General features: G+C 63.4%; 12 protein-coding genes. 8 read left to right on the forward strand and 4 right to left on the reverse strand.

The window, feature by feature from the left end; genetic code table 11:
- Positions 1–330: 330 nt before the first annotated feature.
- From ACZ5V4_RS07070 to ACZ5V4_RS07090, 5 genes are all read left to right on the forward strand, one after another.
- Complete coding sequence (locus tag ACZ5V4_RS07070) at positions 331–1,278, forward strand: hydrogenase small subunit (RefSeq protein WP_464317475.1); 948 nt, start codon at positions 331–333, stop codon at positions 1,276–1,278.
- 49 nt (positions 1,279–1,327) lie between these two features.
- Positions 1,328–3,019: a nickel-dependent hydrogenase large subunit gene (locus ACZ5V4_RS07075; RefSeq protein WP_464317476.1), complete on the forward strand. Its 1,692-nt coding sequence runs from the start codon at positions 1,328–1,330 to the stop codon at positions 3,017–3,019.
- A gap of 352 nt (positions 3,020–3,371) precedes the next feature.
- Complete coding sequence (locus ACZ5V4_RS07080) at positions 3,372–4,184, forward strand: hypothetical protein (RefSeq protein WP_464317477.1); 813 nt, start codon at positions 3,372–3,374, stop codon at positions 4,182–4,184.
- Positions 4,184–7,561, forward strand: coding sequence for an ATP-binding protein (locus ACZ5V4_RS07085; RefSeq protein WP_464317478.1), 3,378 nt, complete (start codon positions 4,184–4,186; stop codon positions 7,559–7,561). The genes ACZ5V4_RS07080 and ACZ5V4_RS07085 overlap by 1 nt, the downstream gene beginning before the upstream one ends.
- A 97-nt stretch (positions 7,562–7,658) precedes the next feature.
- Positions 7,659–7,829, forward strand: a complete 171-nt coding sequence (locus tag ACZ5V4_RS07090; protein WP_464317479.1) for a hypothetical protein — start codon at positions 7,659–7,661, stop codon at positions 7,827–7,829.
- On the opposite strand, the gene ACZ5V4_RS07095 is transcribed toward ACZ5V4_RS07090, so the two are convergent.
- Positions 7,826–9,790 carry a right-handed parallel beta-helix repeat-containing protein gene (locus tag ACZ5V4_RS07095; RefSeq protein ID WP_464317480.1) on the reverse strand — a complete coding sequence of 655 codons (1,965 nt, stop codon included), beginning with the start codon at positions 9,788–9,790 and terminating at the stop codon, positions 7,826–7,828. The two genes, ACZ5V4_RS07090 and ACZ5V4_RS07095, sit on opposite strands and share 4 nt — an antisense overlap.
- Positions 9,791–9,970: 180 nt before the next feature.
- Between ACZ5V4_RS07095 and ACZ5V4_RS07100 the strand changes: the two genes are divergently transcribed.
- From ACZ5V4_RS07100 to ACZ5V4_RS07110, 3 genes are all read left to right on the forward strand, one after another.
- The gene (locus ACZ5V4_RS07100) at positions 9,971–10,462 is read left to right on the forward strand and encodes a HyaD/HybD family hydrogenase maturation endopeptidase (RefSeq protein WP_464317481.1); all 492 of its coding nucleotides are present in this window, start codon (positions 9,971–9,973) and stop codon (positions 10,460–10,462) included.
- Between the two features lie 69 nt (positions 10,463–10,531).
- A complete protein-coding gene (locus ACZ5V4_RS07105) occupies positions 10,532–12,163 on the forward strand; it encodes a bifunctional metallophosphatase/5'-nucleotidase (protein ID WP_464317482.1) in 1,632 nt (543 codons plus the stop codon).
- Positions 12,164–12,225: 62 nt separating this feature from the next.
- Positions 12,226–13,458 (forward strand): MFS transporter, encoded by a 1,233-nt coding sequence (locus tag ACZ5V4_RS07110; protein ID WP_464317483.1) that lies wholly within the window; start codon positions 12,226–12,228, stop codon positions 13,456–13,458.
- On the opposite strand, the gene ACZ5V4_RS07115 is transcribed toward ACZ5V4_RS07110, so the two are convergent.
- The 3 genes from ACZ5V4_RS07115 to htpG all read right to left on the reverse strand — a co-directional run bounded on the left by ACZ5V4_RS07115 (position 13,445) and on the right by htpG (position 18,139).
- Entirely contained in the window at positions 13,445–14,089 is a 645-nt protein-coding gene (locus tag ACZ5V4_RS07115; RefSeq protein ID WP_464317484.1) for a VTT domain-containing protein, read from the reverse strand. The genes ACZ5V4_RS07110 and ACZ5V4_RS07115 overlap by 14 nt on opposite strands.
- An 81-nt stretch (positions 14,090–14,170) precedes the next feature.
- The gene (gene ftsH / locus ACZ5V4_RS07120; RefSeq protein ID WP_464317485.1) at positions 14,171–15,979 is read right to left on the reverse strand and encodes an ATP-dependent zinc metalloprotease FtsH; all 1,809 of its coding nucleotides are present in this window, start codon (positions 15,977–15,979) and stop codon (positions 14,171–14,173) included.
- Between the two features lie 231 nt (positions 15,980–16,210).
- Entirely contained in the window at positions 16,211–18,139 is a 1,929-nt protein-coding gene (gene htpG, locus ACZ5V4_RS07125) for a molecular chaperone HtpG (RefSeq protein WP_464317486.1), read from the reverse strand.
- Between the last annotated feature and the right edge of the window lie 37 nt (positions 18,140–18,176).

The raw sequence follows: 18,176 nt of genomic DNA on the forward strand, positions 1-18,176 counted from the left end.
CCCCTCCCTTTCCGGGATTTTTTTCACGAACATGTAACACAAATATCAAAATAATAGCACTATTCGTTCGCAACATCACCTTCCGGCGGTGCAGCATTCCCCCCGGAGTCCTTTTGCGGCCTTACCGCATCAGCCGGGGAGCCTCTTGTGCTCCAAGTCACAATTTCCACTGGAAAACATCTTCCAGCTCTGTTAAGGTATTGCCCAACCTGGAAGTGTCAGGTCCCTGAGCGTAGGATCTTCGTCGGACGGCATCTGTGGGGGAAGCCGCCCGGCTTTGTGGTCCGCAACAAACCGGCCAGCCAACCTGTAACGATTTGGGAGGTCCGTATGCGCGTATCCATTGGTCTTGCCAAGGACGACGCCGAAAAACGCTTGGAACAAAAGGGCGTCTCCCGCCGCGACTTCATGAAATTCTGCGCGGCGGTCGCCACCGCTCTTGGCATGGGCCCCGGCGCGGCGGCCGAAGTCGCGGCCGCTCTGACCGCCAAGAAGCGCCCCAGCGTCGTCTACCTGCACGGCGCGGAGTGCACCGGCTGCTCCGAAGCGGTGCTGCGCACCTATCAGCCCTTCATCGACGAGCTCATCCTCGACACCATCAGCCTCGACTACCATGAGACCATCATGGCCGCCGCCGGCGACGCCGCGGAGGACGCTCTGCACAAGGCCATCTCCTCGCCCGACGGCTACGTGCTCGTCTGCGAGGGCGCCATCCCCATGAAGGACGGCGGCATCTACGGGAAGGTCGCGGGCAAGACCATGCTGGACATCGTGAAGGAGTGCGCTCCCAAGGCCAAGGCGATCATCGCCATGGGCACCTGCGCCACCTTCGGCGGCGTCCAGGCCGCCAAGCCCAACCCCACCGAGGCGGTCTCCATCGCCAAGGCCCTGGACCGCAAGGACGTCATCAACATCGCCGGCTGCCCGCCCAACCCCGTCAACTTCGTGGGCGCGGTGGTCATGTTCCTCAAGGGCGAAAAGATCGAGCTCGACTCGCTGAACCGCCCCAAGGCCTTCTTCGGCAAGTCCGTGCACGACCAGTGCGAGCGCGTGAAATTCTTCGACGAAGGCAAGTTCGCCAAGAGCTTCGATTCCGAGGAAGCCAAGAAGGGCTACTGCCTGTACGAGCTTGGCTGCCGCGGTCCCGAGACCTTCAACAACTGCCCGAAGGTGCTCTTCAACTCGACCAACTGGCCCGTCAAGGCCGGACATCCCTGCATCGGCTGCTCCGAGCCGAACTTCTGGGATTCCATGGCCCCCTTCTACGTCGGCCGTTAGTCTGGACCGCATCTAGCTCGAACCGCAGCACACCTCACGGAGGAACGACATGGCTGACAGCAAGCCTCAGATCATGAAAACGCCCCAGAGCACCTTCACCGGCCCGGTAGTGGTCGACCCCGTCACCCGCATCGAGGGTCACCTGCGCATCGTGGTCGAGGTCGAGGGCGGAAAGATCAAGAACGCCTGGAGCTCCTCGCAGCTCTTCAGGGGCCTGGAAATCATCCTCAAGGGCCGCGACCCCCGCGACGCCCAGCACTTCACCCAGCGCTCCTGCGGCGTGTGCACCTACGTGCACGCCCTGGCCTCCACCCGCGCCGTGGACAACGCCGTGGGCGTGAAGGTCCCCGAGAACGCCACGATCATGCGCAACCTGGTCATGGCTTCCCAGTACCTGCACGACCACATCGTGCACTTCTACCACCTGCACGCCCTGGACTGGGTGGACGTCACCGCCGCCCTGAAGGCCGACCCCAACAAGGCCGCCCAGATCGCCAACTCCATCTCGCCCCGCAAGACCTCCGCCGCCGACCTCAAGGCCGTGCAGGACAAGGTCAAGGCCCTGGTCGATTCCGGCCAGCTGGGCATCTTCACCAACGCCTACTTCCTGGGCGGGCACCAGGCCTACTACCTGCCCCCCGAGGTGAACCTGATCGCCACCGCCCACTACCTCGAGGCCCTGCGCCTCCAGGTCAAGGCGGCCCGCGCCATGGCCATCTTCGGCGCCAAGAACCCCCACACCCAGTTCACCGTCGTGGGCGGCTGCACCAACTACGACGCCCTGCGCCCCGAGCGCATCGCCGAGTACATGAACCTCTTCAAGGAAGTGAAGAAGTTCGTTGACGAGGTCTACATCCCCGACCTCTTGACCGTGGCCTCCTACTACAAAGACTGGGCCGGCATCGGCGGCACCTCCAACTTCCTCTGCTTCGGCGAGTTCCCCACCAAGAGCGAGTTCGGCATGGACGACCGCTACTTCCCCGCGGGCGTGATCATGAAGCGCGACCTCAAGGGCGTGAAGCCGGTGGACCAGAAGCAGATCCTGGAGCACGTGGCCCACTCCTGGTACAAGGGCGCCGACGCCAAGCACCCCTACGAGGGCGTCACCGATCCCCAGTACACCAACCTGGACGACAAGGACCGCTACTCCTGGATGAAGGCCCCCCGCTACATGGGCGAGCCCATGGAGACCGGCCCCCTGGCCAAGGTGCTCGTGGCGTACGCCAAGGGCCACAAGGCCACCGTCAAGACCGTGGACATGGTCTGCAAGAAGCTCGGCGTGCAGCCCACGGCGCTGTTCTCCACCCTGGGCCGCACCGCTGCCCGCGGCATCGAGACCGCCGTCATCGCCACCGAGATCGAAGGCTGGGTGAAGAAGCTGGCCGAGAACGTGAAGAAGGGCAACACCAAGCTCTACCAGGACTGGAAGATGCCCGACTCCGCCCAGGGCGTTGGCTTCGTCGATGCCCCGCGCGGCGCCCTGTCGCACTGGATCGACATCAAGGGCGGCAAGATCAACAACTTCCAGTTGGTCGTGCCCTCCACCTGGAGCCTCGGACCCCGCTGCGCCGCCGGCAAGCTCTCCCCCGTGGAAGAGGCCCTGGTTGGCACCCCCATCGCCGATCCCAAGCGCCCGGTCGAAATCCTGCGCACCGTGCACTCGTTCGACCCCTGCATCGCCTGCGGCGTGCACGTGATCGAGCCCGAGTCCAACGAAGTGCTCAGCTTCAAGGTGCTGTAAGACTGAACTGAAACGCCAAATCAAAGGGGCCGCGAAAGCGGCCCCTTTTGTTTTTGGCTTGTTACAGAATGAAGCCCTTACACGAGGGCCCCATTCGAAGATTCAGAATGTGCGGATCGGCCGGGCCGTGGTGGAACAGAGGAACCGCCCCCCCCCCGGAAGTGTACGCCAAGATGTGCCGGCATTTCATGCAGGAATCCGGCTACGCGCCAGCCTTCTCGGTTTGAAGGGAGTTCACAAAAACGTTGTTTACAAAATAATCGTTGTCAGTTTATGTACTACGCATTGTAGGCAGTCGTCGGATTTTCCAATACTAATGTCGTTTTACTAACGGTGTAGGTTGGGGATGGGAATGACTGCGTCGCATCCATGCTCAGTTTCGACTGTTGTGTATTTGGTCTGGCTGAGCCTCTTCTCTGTCTTTCTTTCAGCACGCCCTTCGGAAGCGCAGGAGAGCCCCATCAATCGGGACGCCGACTGGTGCCTGATTTTCGGCGCCGCTCGAACCTGGCCCAATTTGGCCAGCGCCAACCATGATATCAAGGTGATCCAGCGGCAACTTGCTTTATCCGGCGCCAATGTTGGAACGCTGCCCAACTGGGTGGGCACTCTCACGGGCAACTTCGCAGCCGGGTTGCAAAGACGTCTACCTTTTTTTGATGGCAGACTGTGGGCGGGGTACATGTTCTCGAGCGCGCAGGGCCCCATCAGCCAGTCCAGAGGGATAACACCCTACTCGGCCCTGGGGATGCATTTCGAGCAGGTCTACCGCTACCAAGGCCATGAGTTATTACTTCTGATAGATTTTCTGACCTTTCGTCGCTTCGTGGCCACATTCGCTGTAAGCTGCGGCGTGAATACTTTTTCCTCGGATACAGACGTATCCGCCTATAGTCCTGGATTATTGTTCAACAACCACTCCCGCTCCTCTTTTTCCGACGTCAAGCCTTCGGCAGGAGTGCAACTAGGGGCCGACATTTTACTGACCAGAAACCTAGCTCTGAACATGATCGCCCGCTATTCTTGGTGCACATTTTCTGGCAGCGCGCCCGTGGCGTCCATCACATCCGTACAGGGGCTGCCCTCGCAGCAGGTCCAGCCAAAACACGTCCAGGTAGATGTGAGTGGCCCCAGCCTGGGACTCTATCTCAAATTCTTCATGTGATGATCGGCGACAACGCTCCACTCAAGATGCCAGAAGCTCAACAAAACGTCGCCGAGTTGTCCGAACGGCGAATCATCACGGTGATGTTCGTGGACCTGGCCGGATTCACCAGCCTATCCCTGAAGATGGACCCGGAAGCGCTCAGCAATCTACTCAACGCCTACATCCAAAGGATCATCCCCATCATCGAAAAAGAGGGGGGAGTAATCGACAAGATAATCGGCGATGGGGTGATGGCGCTTTTCGGTGCGCCTACCGCCAACGTGGATGATCCCAAGCGGGCGCTCACTGCCGCCCTGGCTATTCGCAAATCCATGCGCGAGCAGCCCTTGTATGAAGACATTGCCTTGGACGTGCACATTGGCATCAACACCGGCTTGGTGGTGGCCGGGTTCGTTGGTTCGCGATCCAAGAGCTATACCGTCCTTGGAGAGACGGTTAACATCGCATCCAGGCTCGAGGGGGCGAGCAAGCCGGGTCAAATACTCGTTGGCCCACAAACCCATAGCGAAACGAACACATACTTCGCATTCGATGTTGTCGAAGGGTTGCAACTCAAGGGCGTTCCCGAGGGGTTCGTCGCATATTCCCTGAAATACGCGCTCGATCGCAAGCCAAAGCAGGCATCGTCGCGCCAGATGATTGGACGCGTCGCCCAGAAAGACATCCTGGAGAACGCCCTGCACGAGCTTCAAAGCGGCAATAGCGGGATCGTGGAAATTCGAGGGGGTGCGTTGTCGGGCAAAACAACGCTTCTAGAGTGGGCGGAAGGCCGAGCCCGTTCCAGGGGAATAACCACAGTGACCGCCGCCTCCCAAGCCGATTCCGGCACCACCCCATACGCTCCCTTGAGGGCTATCATTGAACAAATCCTCGCCATGGTGGAGCCGCAGGATGCCACGAGCGGGAGGGTCGCAAATGCTGGCGACCGGCTCTCCGAATTGATGGGGCCTCAGTTGGCCCTAGAAGAGTCTCTTCTCAAGGAATTCCTGGCCCTAAGCTCTCAAATCGATCGGAAGCGGTTGAACGGACTTGTAGAGTCAGACAGCGGCCCTCTCTTCCTGAAAGGTGTTCGGCATTTCTTCAAACAAGCCATCCAAAGCAAGCCCTTGCTCATAATCTTGGACAATGCCCAATGGCTCGACGAGGGAAGCTGCCGGGTTCTGCTTCACGTGCTCACCATAACCCCTCGCCTTCCGATCTTGGTTCTTTGCACCTGCAGGCATGACAAGAATCCTTATCTAGATTCCATGCTGGAACGCTATCGGGCACAGTCAGATGCGAAACATTGGCACGTCACCCTCGGGGCGTTTTCCGACCAAGAACTCCAGATCTTCTGCCGGGAGCGCCTGGGAAACATGCTTTTGGAGCCTGGCTCACTCTTGAGATTGAAGGAGTTCAGCTCAGGCAATCCGTATCTCTTGGACAATCTTCTTGAATACTTGACCGGAACGGGAAACCTCCTGTTGGTAAACGGCGAATGGCGTCTGGTCGAAGGAGCTTTGGACACCTTGTCCCTGACAGCGGACATCCAGCGAGTGATTACATCCCAGGTGGATCGTCTCGATGGACATAAAAAGGGCGTTCTGCGACATGCGGCTATCATCGGAAGATCATTCCCTTATCTCGTTCTTGTGGCCATACTCAAGGATGACCTTACCCTCGAAGAGGAAATCCACGAACTCGAGTTCATGGACATCCTTCTCGCGAACCCTGCGATCAACACGAAGGAGTATTATTTCAAAAGTCCTATCGTGCATTCCGTTCTCTATGAGCATCAGCTTCTCAGCGTTCGAAAAGAGATTCACAATAGGATTGGCTTCTTTTTGGAGTCGCCTGAGGGACAGGCGACCAAGCCTTCTCTTGGCGTCTTGGCCTACCATTTCACGCGCGCGGAGAATTGGGAAAAAGCTCAATACTATCTTGAAAGTTTAGGCGACTTCACGGCGCGATTCGCCAATGATTCCTCATCAACTGCGATATACAAGTCAGCACTCAAGCTGTATCTCGATTCTTTTTCAAGCAAGCTCGACTCCATTGAACTCGCCAGATTTTACAGAAAAATCGGTGAGTCCCTTTTCCGATGCGGCGAGTATGCTGCCGCGATGGATCATCTTGAAACGGCGAAAAAGCATATCGGCCTTGGTGTGCCACTCAGCGGAAGACGTCTCGACATACAAATCGGAATCGAGATATGTAGACTGTTTCTGCATTTCTGTTTTGTCCGGGCTAAAGATTTCAACTCCGACATCAACAGATCAAGGTTGCTGACTGAGACCCACCTCATCCAGGAAGCATTATGTTGGATTTATTTTTATCTTGACGCAAAGCAATATTTCTATGAAACCCTGCGCGGAACAAGAATACTCCTAAAATACAACAACAAACCCAGCCTGGTGCGCAGCTTTTCGAGCTTAGGCTTGGTGTTCACGATTCTCAGAAATCACCGACTCGCCACATTTTTCCTGAAACGGGCCAATGATCTCGCGAAAGAAGTGGGCGAAGACGGTGTCATAGCCTTGGCGACCATGTGCCAAGGGGTGTTCCATGAGTATGATTGTCGCTGGAACGAGGCCTTGGACTGCTACCAGACTGCTCAAAAACGTGCCTGGGCGAGCGGTCGCCTGCAAGAGTGGGGAGTGTCTGTGGGTCGGGCCTCAAACGTACTGTATCATCTTGGCTACTTGGAGAATGCCAGGGAAACATGCCAGAACATGTACCAGCAGGGCATCGACAGTGGCGACCGGCAGCTCATGGCTTACGGCCTCACCGGAGAGGGGATCCACTCTAAACTCTCAGGCGACTGGAGTGCTGCCCTCGTTTGTTTTCGGAACTCCAATGCCTACCTGACTGCAGTACGCAACCATTACGTCGCACTCTGGAACTCTTCCCACATGATTGACTGCCTCATAGCAATAAACCAACCTGACGAACTTATGCATTGCATGAACGAATCAGCAGAATTGATTTTGAACAATGACGTAAAAGGACAAACCATGATCGCTTTTTGCTTGAAATACATTAAAGGCCTTGCGTGGCTTAAAAAAAGCAATGACCACATCACAAAGCACTTGAAACATACTCATACCTGCTCGGATCTTCTTTCCAGAGGAAAAAAATTCAAGTTTATTCTCCCTGAATTGCACAACCTGGAGGCCGTTAGCGAATGGCAGCACGGCCGTTTTGCTGCGGCAAATAAACACTGGGAAAAAGCTCTTTACTGGGCCGAAAATCTGGAAGACCTTCGAGGCCAGTGGCAGATATACTGCGACCGTGGAATTCTCATTGGCGACAGTCGCGACGCGGAAAAAGCGAACGCGTGCATAGGGTCTTGGAAATCAAGACACCACGTAAAGTACACTCCACAGGCCTCGTAATCTCTAAATGATCATAACCTCTTCATCGTCTCGGCAATCATTGTCGCCCTTCTGGAGACATCCTAAGAAGTGCATCTCCCTCTTTGGACCAATTACAATGGGACAGTACGTGCAGATTCTCAGCTTCAACAAGGGCGACTACTTCAGTCACAACAGCAAAGCCTACTACCGGAGCCCCAACGGCAAGATATCGCTCGTCACCGGAGACGCCATGGACGATGTGGAACTGTCGTCAGGGCAAGCGGCCCGGCTCGCGGGGCGAGCCTAGTCCTCGTTGCCGCAGTCGCAGAAGCAGACCGGTTCCGGCGGCACGGGCGCGGGGTCGCGCCCGGCCCGGTAGAAACCGAGCCCCGCAAACACGCTGGACCACAGCGTGGCGTACTGCCCGTTGGCCCCCTCGAGCGTGTCCGGGATGAGCACCTGCCTGATTTCCTTACCCTCGAACTCCTTGGGCAGCTCGAGCGTGAGCGCGCTGCCTTCCACATCGGCCGCCACCCAGGCCTTGACCTTGCCTGCGCCCCTTCCGGCGCGAACGCGCAGCCTGACCGGCCCGCCCTCCCGCAGGGGCGTGGAGAACGTCATTCTCAGCACCCCGTTGTCCAGCGAGAAGCGCACCAGCCGGGGCATCTCCACGTAATCCTTCTCGCCTTCGGTGGCCAGGAACTGGAAGTACGGCCCCTCCACCAAGCCGCCGTCCGGATCGAAGGCCCCGATGGGTGTCCCGGGCCCCGAGGACCAGCGCTCGGTCCCGGGCCAGTCTTTCCCGGGCTCGAGCACCACCTCGCAGCCCGTGGGAGGCCCGCCCGCCAGGCGCAGGTCGCCCTGGTCGGCGTCCACGAACTCCGCCTCCGGCTCCACACGCCCGTGGGCCTCCTGGCGGTTGTCCCTGATCTTTTTCGGCCAAGGCAGGTTGCACAGGTCGCAATCGAAGCTCACCTCCGGCTTCCAGCCGTCCGGCATGAACCCGTCGCCCACGAAGCGGTCCGCCCCGTGGCAGCCGTCCGGGAAGGGGTGGCGCACGGCCTCGGGCAGGGCGCAGGCTGCGCGCCCGTCCTGGGGCACAGGGTCGGCCAGGGCCTCGCGGAAGAGCACGGCGTTGTTGCGGTGCTTAAGGTAGGTGGTCGCCCCCTCCTTGATCATGGAGTTGCACAACCACCAGCTGTTGTTGAAGAAGAACACGGGCTTGCCCGGCATGTCCCCGTCCTTGTCGTACTTGTAGACCTTCCCGCCCCGGTTGGGGTCCAGCGGGGTGCCGGGCTTGTCCGTGATCCAGCCGGTGTTGGCGAAGTAGTACCAGAACCCGCCGCCCACCTCGTCCAGGGAGAACCAGGCGTGGGCGTTGTGGATGCGGTTGTGGTGCACCCACCAGTTGGTGGCCGCGCGCTCGGGCTCCACGGGGTTGTCGCGGATGCGCAGCATGTGGTTGCCGTAGATCTCCACGTTGTGGTTCTGCGGATAGGCGGGCTTCTTGTCCGCCTTCATGCGCAGGCCGTTGAACGCGTCGCAGACCGTGTTGCCGCGCACCACCACGCTGCCCGGGATGGACAGGCTGCCGAAGAGCCCGCCGTTGTAGTAGAAGTAGCGCTTGCGCTTGGAGTCCAGCCACAGGATGTCGCGCCAGACCGAGCCCGTGGGGTCCTGGCGCCAGTGGTTGTCCTCCATGAGGATGTGGTGGCTGCCCCGGCCGCGCGCGTAGGCCAGGTAGCGGCTGTCCTTGGCCGTGACGCCGCGCAGGGTCACGTAGGACGAATCCTCGATGTAGAGGAAGCTCGGCCAGCAGCTTTCCACGTGGAAGTTCTCGAACTCGATCCAGGAGCAGTCCTTGAGCTTGAAAAACGCGAAGTGCTTCATTTCCGGGAGCATGGAGTCGTGCGGCACCCCGCCCAGGCCGCCGTCCAGCACCGTGGCCGCGCCCAGGCCCCTGATGGTGATGGGCACGTCGGGCTTGCCGTGAAGCTCGTAGAACTTCACCGGGCGGCACGCCGGGGGCGTCCCGGAGTCCTCGTCGTAGAGGATGGGCGGCCAGTACTTGCCGGGCAGGAACTGCAGGATGTCGCCCGGGAGCACGCAATAGAGCGCGTCCGAGATGGTGCGCGTGAGGAAGAGCCTGTCCTCGAACCTGTCGCCCTTCTTCACCCGCACGTAGCGGCAGTCGCCCTTGTAGGTGATGAAGAGCACCCTGCGCCCGTCCTCCTCCCAGTACGAGAGGGGCTTGCCGTCCTCGCCCATGTGCGCGCTCCTTTGCTGTCGGATGCCGATATCGCCTGACGCAAGCGCCGAACTTTGTTCGGCAGATGCTATATGGGCATGTTCCGGCCCCCAAGTCAACACGCCCCGGGCCGCGTGTACGGGCTTGCGGGACGGGCGTTTGCCGGGCATTATGCGCCCATCTTTCAGCCAGGGGGCAGCATGGGCGAGGAGCGCAGGGTTCTGGTTCTCGGGGTGGGCAACATCCTCTACACCGACGAGGGCGTGGGGGTAAGGTGCGTGGAGAAGCTGGAGAGCGAATACGCGTTCTCGCCCAACGTGACGCTCATGGACGGCGGCACGCTCGGCATGCGGCTCATGGACGCCCTGCTCGAGTGCGACACGGCCATCATCCTGGACGCGGTCCTGGGCGGCCAGGAGCCCGGCACCATCTACCGCTGCACCGGCGACGACCTGCGCAAGTCCCTGGCCTTCAAGGACTCCATGCACCAGACCGACCTGGTGGATTCGCTCATCTACTGCGACCTCCTGGGCAACCGCCCGGACGCCGTGGTCATCGGCATCGAACCCTACGACTACCAGTCCATGGCCGTGGAGATCTCGGAGCACCTGGCCGGAAGGCTGGACGACATGGCCGCGCACGCGCTCAAGGAAGTCGAGGCCGCCGGGGGATCGTTCACCAGGCGCGCCTAGCGCGCGGCAGGCCCGCCCCTCCCCGGGCGTACCCGGGCGGGCTTCCAACACCCTCGAACGGAGGCGAACATGGCGTTCGTCCGGATTCTTGCGGCCCTGGCCGCCGTGCTCGTCCTGGCCGGGCAGCCCCTGGCGGCCGAGCAGAAGCCCTACCGGCTGACCATCCTGCACACCAACGACATCCACGCGCGCATCGCCGAGTTCAACGCCCTGGGCCAGACCTGCACGGCCGAGGAGTCGGCCAAGGGCCAGTGCTTCGGCGGCTACCCGCGCATCGCCTCGGCAGTGGAGGCCGCGCGCAAGCAGGGCGGCAACACGCTGCTCCTGGACGCCGGGGACCAGTTCCAGGGCACGCTCTTCTACACACTGCTCAAGGGAATCCCCAGCCGCGAGTGCATGAACGCCCTGCGCTACAACGCCGCGACACTGGGCAACCACGAGTTCGACGACGGCCCCAAGGTGCTGGAGGAGACGTTTTTGAACGGCCTCGCCGCGCCCATGCTGGCGGCCAACGTGGACGCAGGGAACGACCCGGCCCTCAAGGCGCGCCTCAAGCCCTGGACCGTGCTCGCCGTGGGCCAGCGCAAGGTCGGCCTGGTGGGCGTCGCCAACGAGGACACGGCCAGCCTCGCCAATCCCGGCCCGAACGTGGCCTTCGGCAAGGCCGAGGAGCCCCTGGCCGCGGCCGTGAAGGCCCTGCACGCCCTGGGCGCGGACATCGTGATCGCCGTCACCCACGTGGGCTACGACCGCGACAGGCAGCTGGCGGCCACGGTGGACGGCATCGACGTGATCGTGGGCGGGCACAGCCACACCCTGCTCTCGAGCACCGACCCCAAGGCCGCCGGGCCCTACCCCACGGTGGTGGCCTCGCCCTCGGGCGCGCCGGTGCTGGTGGTGCAGGCCGAGGCCTGGGGCAAGTACCTGGGCCAGCTCAGCGTGGACTTCGACGCCAAGGGCGTTGCCAGGGCCTGGGCGGGCGCGCCCCTGCTGCTCGACTCCTCCAGGCCGCAGGATCCGGCCCTCAAGGCCAGGGCCCAGGCCTGGCAGGAGGAGATGAAGCCCATCCTGGGCCAGCCCCTGGGCAAGGCCACGGAGGCCCTCATGCCGGACTGCCGCTTCGGCGAGTGCGCCCTGGGCGACACCCTGGCCGACGCCATCCGCTTCTCGGCCAAGGCCCAGGGCGTGCGCGCGGCCTTCGTCAACGGCGGGTCCGTCCGCTCGGGGCTGAGGGCGGGCGACGTGACACTTGGGGACCTGCTCACGGTCTATCCCTTCGCGGACAACGTGGCCACGTTCGAGATCGCGGGGAAGGACCTGCTGGCCGTGCTGGAGCACGGGGCGAGCATGGTCGCGGACCCGGGAGGCTCGGGCACGGGGAGGTTCCTCCAGGTTTCGGGCCTCAAGTACTCCTTCGACCCGCGCAAGCCCGCCGGGCAGCGCATCCTGCGCGTGGAGGTCGCCACGCCCGACGGCGGGTACGAACCGCTCCAGCCAGACAAAACCTACCCCATGGCCTCCACGGGCTTCCTGCTCAAGGGCGGGGACGGCTTCACCATGCTCAAGGACGCGGCCAAGCGGGTCTACGCCTTCGGCAAGCCCGTGAGCGACGCCTTCGCCGACTACGTGGCCACCCATCCGCCGCTCTCGCCCGCGCTTGAAGGGCGCATCGTGCGCATGAGCAACGCCTTGGCGCAATGACGCACGGGGGCGCGCTTCGCTTCGCTTGACTAGCGGCCACCCCGCTCCTACGATTCGTCGCCGTGACGAAACACCCCATTCTGCGGTCCTTCCGGCACCGCAACTACCGCCTTTTCTTCTGGGGCCAGCTGGCTTCGCTCTCGGGCACGTGGATGCAGAGCACGGCCCAGGGCTGGCTCGTGTACCGCCTCACCGGGTCGAGCATGGCGCTCGGGCTGGTGGGCTTCGCCGGGCTTCTGCCCGTGTTCCTCTTCAGCCTCGTCGGCGGCGCGCTGGCCGACCGCTTCCCCAAGCGCTCCATCCTGCTCGCCGTGCAGGCCGCGGCCATGGTCCAGTCCGTGGTGCTGGCCTGGCTGACCCTGTCCGGCTCCATCCAGGTCTGGCAGGTCATTGCCCTGGCCGCCTGCCTGGGGTTGGTGAACGCCGTGGAGGTGCCCACGCGCCAGTCCTTCCTGGTGGAGATGGTGGGCCGCGAGGACCTGCACAACGCCATCGGGCTCAATTCCACGAGCTTCCACCTGGCGCGCGTGCTCGGCCCGGCCGTGGCCGGGGCGCTCCTGCCGCTCATCGGGGAGGGGATGTGCTTCGCGCTCAACGCCGCGAGCTTCCTGGCGGTGCTGGCGAGCCTTGCGGCCATGCGCTTCGACCGCCCCGCCAAGGCCCTTGCCGTCGGCGTGGGCCTGGCCAGCCACGTGCGCGAGGGCCTGGCCTTCGCCTGGGGCACGCACGTCGTGCGGGCTGTCCTTGGTGTGCTGGTGATCGCCAGCCTGATGGGCATGTCCACGCTGGTCATCATGCCCGTGTTCGCGGGGGAGGTCTTCGCCCGGGGGCCCGAGGGGCTCGGCATGCTCACGGCAGCCTCGGGCTTCGGGAGCATGGCCGGGGCCCTGGCCATGGCCTCGCGCAAGGAGGCCCGGGGGCTGCGCTCCATCGTGGTCTGGAGCATGGCCGGGCTGGGGGCGTGCCTGATCTTCTTCGCCATGGCCCCCACCTTCTGGGCGGCGGTTTTGCTGCTCGCCCCGTGCGGGTTCTGCCTGATGGTCCTGGTGGCCAGCTGCAACACCATGGTCCAGCTCTGCACGCCGGACAGGCTGCGCGGCCGGGTGATGTCGGTGTTTTCCACGCTCTACATGGGCATGGGGCCGTTCGGCTCGCTCATGGCCGGGAGCCTGGCCCACTGGCTGGGCGCGCCCACGGCGGTGCTCCTGATGGGGGGATGCTGCGTGGCCGGGTCTGTCTGGCCCGGGCGCAGGGTGCTGAAGGCCGGGGAGAAATGCCCGCTCAGCGCCCCTTGACCACGCTCACGTAGACCAACCTGGCCACCACGCCCAGAAGCGGCGCGCCCAGGGCGAAGAAGATGGCCACCCCGAAGTTGTCGCGCACCCAGGGAATCCGGCCGAAGAAGTAGCCGCCGAAGAGGTAGAGCGGGGTCCACACGGCCTTGCCCAGGGCGTTGAACTTGAGGAACTCCGCCCACTCCATGCGCACCACCCCGCCCACCAGCGGGGCCAGGGAGCGCAGCACCGGCACGAAACGCGCGGCCACCAGCGCCGCGCCGCCGTGGCGCTCGTAGAAGTCGTGGGCCTGCCTGATAGACTCATCCGATATGAAGGGGATCTTGCGCCCGGCCAGCACGTGCGCGCCCAGCCAGCGCCCGATGGAGAAATCCACGGTGTCGCCCAAAAAGGCCCCGGCGAGCCCCACGGCCAGCGTGCCCCAGAGGTCGAGCCCGGTGCCGTTGGCGGCCATGGCCCCCACGGCGAAGAGCACCGTGTCCGAGGGCAGGGCCGTGGCGATCACGAGCCCGGTCTCGGCGAAGATCACGGCGAAGAGCAGCGCGTAGACCCACATGCCGTAGGCCTGGTTGAGCGCCAGGAGGTGGTCCTCCAGGTGCATGAGGATGTCTAGGATTTCGGCGAGGGTCACTGCACGCTCAAGTAGGGCCGCGAGGTTTTCGCGTCAAGGCGTCCTGGCCGGGAGGCAGCTCCCGGCCAGGACGCGAACGCCCTAGGCCGCCTTGCCGATCAGCCGCTCGAAGTCGGCCGAATCCAGCACTTCCTTTTTCAAAAGCTCCTGGGCCACGTTCTCCAACTGCTCGCGCCTGCCTTCGAGGATGCCGCGCACGCGCTCGCGGGCCTCTTCCAGGATGCCCTTCACCTCGCCGTCCAGCTTGGCCGCGGTGGACTCGCTGTACTCCTTGGAGGCCAGCGGGGCCTGCTCGGGGCTCAGGAACATGGGCCGGGCCTGCCTGGGGTAGGTGGAGAGCCCGAGGGTGTCGCCCATGCCGTACTCGGAGACCATGGCCCGGGCGATGTCGGTGGCGCGCTGCAGGTCGTTGTGGGCCCCGGTGGAGACCTCGCCGAACACGATCTCCTCGGCCACGCGCCCGCCCAGGAGCACGTCGATCTTGCCCAGGAGCTCGCCCCTGGTCATGAGGTAGCGGTCCTCGGTGGGCAGCTGCTGGGTGTAGCCCAGGGCGCCCAGCCCGCGCGGCACGATGGAGATCTTGGAGACCTTGTCCGACCCCGGGGTGAAGGCCGCCACCAGGGCGTGGCCGGTCTCGTGGTAGGCCACGATCTGCTTCTCCTTGGGGTTGATCACGCGGTTCTTCTTCTCGAGCCCGGCGATCACGCGGTCCACGGCCTCGTTGAGGTCCGCCATCTCCACGGACTCCTTGCGCCGCCTGGCCGCCAGCAGGGCCCCTTCGTTTATGATGTTGGCCAGGTCCGCGCCGGAGAAGCCCGGGGTCTTCTGGGCGATGACCTTGAGGTCCACCTCGGGGGACAGCTTCACCTTCTTGGCGTGCACGTGGAGGATGGCCAGGCGTCCGTTGACGTCCGGGCGGTCCACCAGCACCTGGCGGTCGAAGCGCCCGGCGCGCAGAAGCGCGGGGTCCAGGGTTTCCGGCCGGTTGGTGGCGGCCATGATCACCACGCCGACGCGCGGGTCGAAGCCGTCCATCTCCACGAGCAGCTGGTTCAGGGTCTGCTCGCGCTCGTCGTGGCCGCCGATCACGTTGACGCCGCGCGCCTTGCCGATGGCGTCGAGTTCGTCGATGAAGATGATGCAGGGGGCCTTCTCCCTGGCCTGGGTGAAGAGCTCGCGCACGCGCGACGCGCCCACGCCCACGAAGAGCTCCACGAACTCCGAGCCGGAGATTGAGAAGAACGGCACCCCGGCCTCGCCCGCCACGGCCCGGGCCAGGAGCGTCTTGCCCGTGCCCGGAGGCCCAACCAGCAGCACGCCCTTGGGCATGCGCCCGCCCAGGTTCTCGAAGCGCCCGGGCTCCTTCAGGAAGTCGATGATCTCCTTGAGCTCCTCCTTGGCCTCGTCGCACCCGGCCACGTCCTCGAAGCGGGTGTCCATCTCGGACTCGGCCACGATCTTGGCCTTGCTGCGCCCCACGCCCAGGAGCTGGTCCTGGGGGTTGAAGCGGCGCATGAGCAGGAACCAGATGCCGAAGAAGATGAGCGCGGGCAGCACCCAGCTCATGAGGTCGCGCAGGAAGGTGGATTCGGGCAGGGCCCTGAAGTCCACGTTGTACTTGGAGAGCTCCGCCGAGAGCTCCGGGTCCACGCGCAGGGCGATGAAGCGTTGCTCGGTCTCCTCGCCGTCCTTGACCACCTTCATCTTGCCCTGGATGGAGCCCTGGCCGATGGCCAGCTCGGTCACATGTCCGGCCTTGAGCTCCTTCAAAAAGTCCGAGTAGGCCAGGGGCTTGGGGCCGTAGGCCCGCGAATAGTAGTCCTGGATGAAGACCAGGGCCCAGATGGCCGCGATGACGTACCAGATGGTGAACTGATGCTTTTTTTCCATGTCGGGTCCAGCGGTTGAAGTCCTTTCAGGATTCCAGTCAGATACGCCGGGAGTTGCTCATGGTCAAGGCCGAGGCCCGCGGAACCGTCGCGACCGGGTGAAAGCCGTAGCGCTTGGTTGCGGGTCCAGGGAGGCCCCCCCTCCTCGGACACCCGGCTCCGCTAGCGAACCTCAAAAAAGGCCGGCCCCTGTCGGGACCGGCCTTTGCGTTGTTCCACGGCGAGGACCGGATCAGTGCACGGTCCCGCCGCCCGCGCCCTTCCTGAGCCCGGCGTACCAGCCGCTGGCCTGCTCCAGGATGGCGTTGACGCGCGAGACCATCTTGTGCGGGTCGGACAGGTAGCCTTCCAGCAGGAGCGCCGACTCGTAGAGCTGCTCGGCGGCCTGGCCCAGGAACGGGTCGGCTGGGTCGGCCTGGAAGATGGCGATCAGGTTGCGCGTGAGCGGATGGTCCGGGTTGACCTCCATGATCTTGGCCGGCACGGACTCGTCCTTGGCCATCATGCGCATGATGCGCTGCATCTGGGAGCTCATGCCCCCGTCGGCGGACACCAGGCAGGAGGGGCTGGTCTTCAGGCGCTCGGACCCGCGCACCTCGGTGACCCTCTCGCCCAGGACCTCCTTCATGCGCGCGAGCAGGCCCGCGAAGGCCTTCGCCTGCTCCTCGGTCAGGGGCGCGGCCGCCTCGGCGCCGGGCACGGCGTCCTCGAAGGCGGCCAGGTCCTTGGCCTGGGCCTGCTCGGCGGACTTGAACGAGAACTCCTTGAAGGAGCCCAGGTTCTCCAGCACGAACTCGTCGATGGGCTCGTAGAGATAGAGCACCTCGATGCCCTTGCGCCGAAACATCTCCAGGTGCGGGTTCAGCTCCATGGCCTCCCGGCCGGGGCCGGAGACGTAGTAGACGGTCTTCTGGCCGTCGCGGGCGCGGCTTATGTAGTCGGCCAGGCCCGTGAGCTTGCCCGGGGCGTCCATGGCCGAGGAGTCGAAGCGCAAAAGCTCGGCGAAGGCCTCGCGGTTGAGATAATCGGAGTAGCCCAGCTTGAAGATCTTGCCGTGCTCCTTCCAGAGCGCGGCGTAGGCGTCCGGGTCCGAGGCGGCCTTCTTGCGCAGCCTGGAGAGGATCTCCTTGGTCACGGCGTGGGAGATGCGCCGGAGTACCGCGTTCTCCTGGAGCGTCTCGCGCGAGATGTTCAGCGGCAAATCCTCGGTGTCCACCACGCCCCGGCAGAAGCGCAGGTACTCGGGCAGAAGCTCCACGCAGTCCCGGACGATGAGCACCCGGCGCACGTAGAGGTCGAGCCCGCGCTCCAGCTTCTGCATGCCCATGAACTCGTCGGCGTGCGCGGGCACGAACACCAGCGCGGAGAACTGCACCGGGGCGTCCACGTTCATGTGCACGGTCTCCAGCGGGGCGTCGGGGTCGTGGGTGAGGAAGGTGAAGAATTCCTTGTACTGCTCGGCCGTGACCGAGCTCTTGGGCTCGCGCCACACGGCGGGCACGGTGTTCACCCGCGCGCCGTCCACCAGGATGGGGAAGGACACGAAGTGGGAGTGGCGGTTGATGACGTCCTTCACGGTCTCGGGGTCCGCGAACTCCTTGGCGTCGTCCTTGAGATGTATCTCGATGGAGGTGCCGCGCGGCACGTCGCCTTCGGCCTCGTAGAGCTCGTACCCGCCCAGCCCGTCGGACACCCAGACCCAGGCCCCCTCGCCGGGCCTGGCCGAACGGGTGGTCAGCACCACCTTCCTGGCGGCCATGAACACCGAATAGAAGCCCACGCCGAAGCGGCCGATGATGGAGCTGGCCTTGGAGGCGTCCTGGCCCAGGGCCTTGAGGAAGTCCTCGGACCCGGAGTGGGCGATGGAGCCGATGTTCTCCACGAGCTCCACCTCGGTCATGCCGATGCCGGTGTCCGTGACGGTCAGGACGGCGTTGTCCTTGTCGGTGTCGATGCGGATTTCGAGCGGCGTTTCGCCCCCGGCCAGTTCCGTTCCCTTGCTCTGCTCGAAGCGAAGCTTCTCCAGGGCGTCGGAGGCGTTGGACGCCAGCTCGCGCAGGAAGATCTCCCTGTTGGTGTAGACGGAATGCGTGATGATATCGAGAAGCTTGACGATGTCTGCCTTGAATTCGAGCTTCCGGGCCTTCGCGCTGTCGGACATTTCTGAACCTCTCGTAGGATCTTTGATTTCGTTTGGC

The organism is Fundidesulfovibrio sp. YSD1, assembly GCF_055397115.1.

What these genes read in the sequence shown, in the direction of transcription:
- ACZ5V4_RS07070 (WP_464317475.1), top strand. Translation starts at nt 331, where the DNA reads ATGCGCGTATCCATTGGTCTTGCCAAGGACGACGCCGAAAAACGCTTG.
- ACZ5V4_RS07075 (WP_464317476.1), top strand. Translation starts at nt 1,328, where the DNA reads ATGGCTGACAGCAAGCCTCAGATCATGAAAACGCCCCAGAGCACCTTC.
- ACZ5V4_RS07080 (WP_464317477.1), top strand. Translation starts at nt 3,372, where the DNA reads ATGACTGCGTCGCATCCATGCTCAGTTTCGACTGTTGTGTATTTGGTC.
- ACZ5V4_RS07085 (WP_464317478.1), top strand. Translation starts at nt 4,184, where the DNA reads ATGATCGGCGACAACGCTCCACTCAAGATGCCAGAAGCTCAACAAAAC.
- ACZ5V4_RS07090 (WP_464317479.1), top strand. Translation starts at nt 7,659, where the DNA reads ATGGGACAGTACGTGCAGATTCTCAGCTTCAACAAGGGCGACTACTTC.
- ACZ5V4_RS07095 (WP_464317480.1), bottom strand. Translation starts at nt 9,790, where the DNA reads ATGGGCGAGGACGGCAAGCCCCTCTCGTACTGGGAGGAGGACGGGCGC.
- ACZ5V4_RS07100 (WP_464317481.1), top strand. Translation starts at nt 9,971, where the DNA reads ATGGGCGAGGAGCGCAGGGTTCTGGTTCTCGGGGTGGGCAACATCCTC.
- ACZ5V4_RS07105 (WP_464317482.1), top strand. Translation starts at nt 10,532, where the DNA reads ATGGCGTTCGTCCGGATTCTTGCGGCCCTGGCCGCCGTGCTCGTCCTG.
- ftsH (WP_464317485.1), bottom strand. Translation starts at nt 15,979, where the DNA reads ATGGAAAAAAAGCATCAGTTCACCATCTGGTACGTCATCGCGGCCATC.
- htpG (WP_464317486.1), bottom strand. Translation starts at nt 18,139, where the DNA reads ATGTCCGACAGCGCGAAGGCCCGGAAGCTCGAATTCAAGGCAGACATC.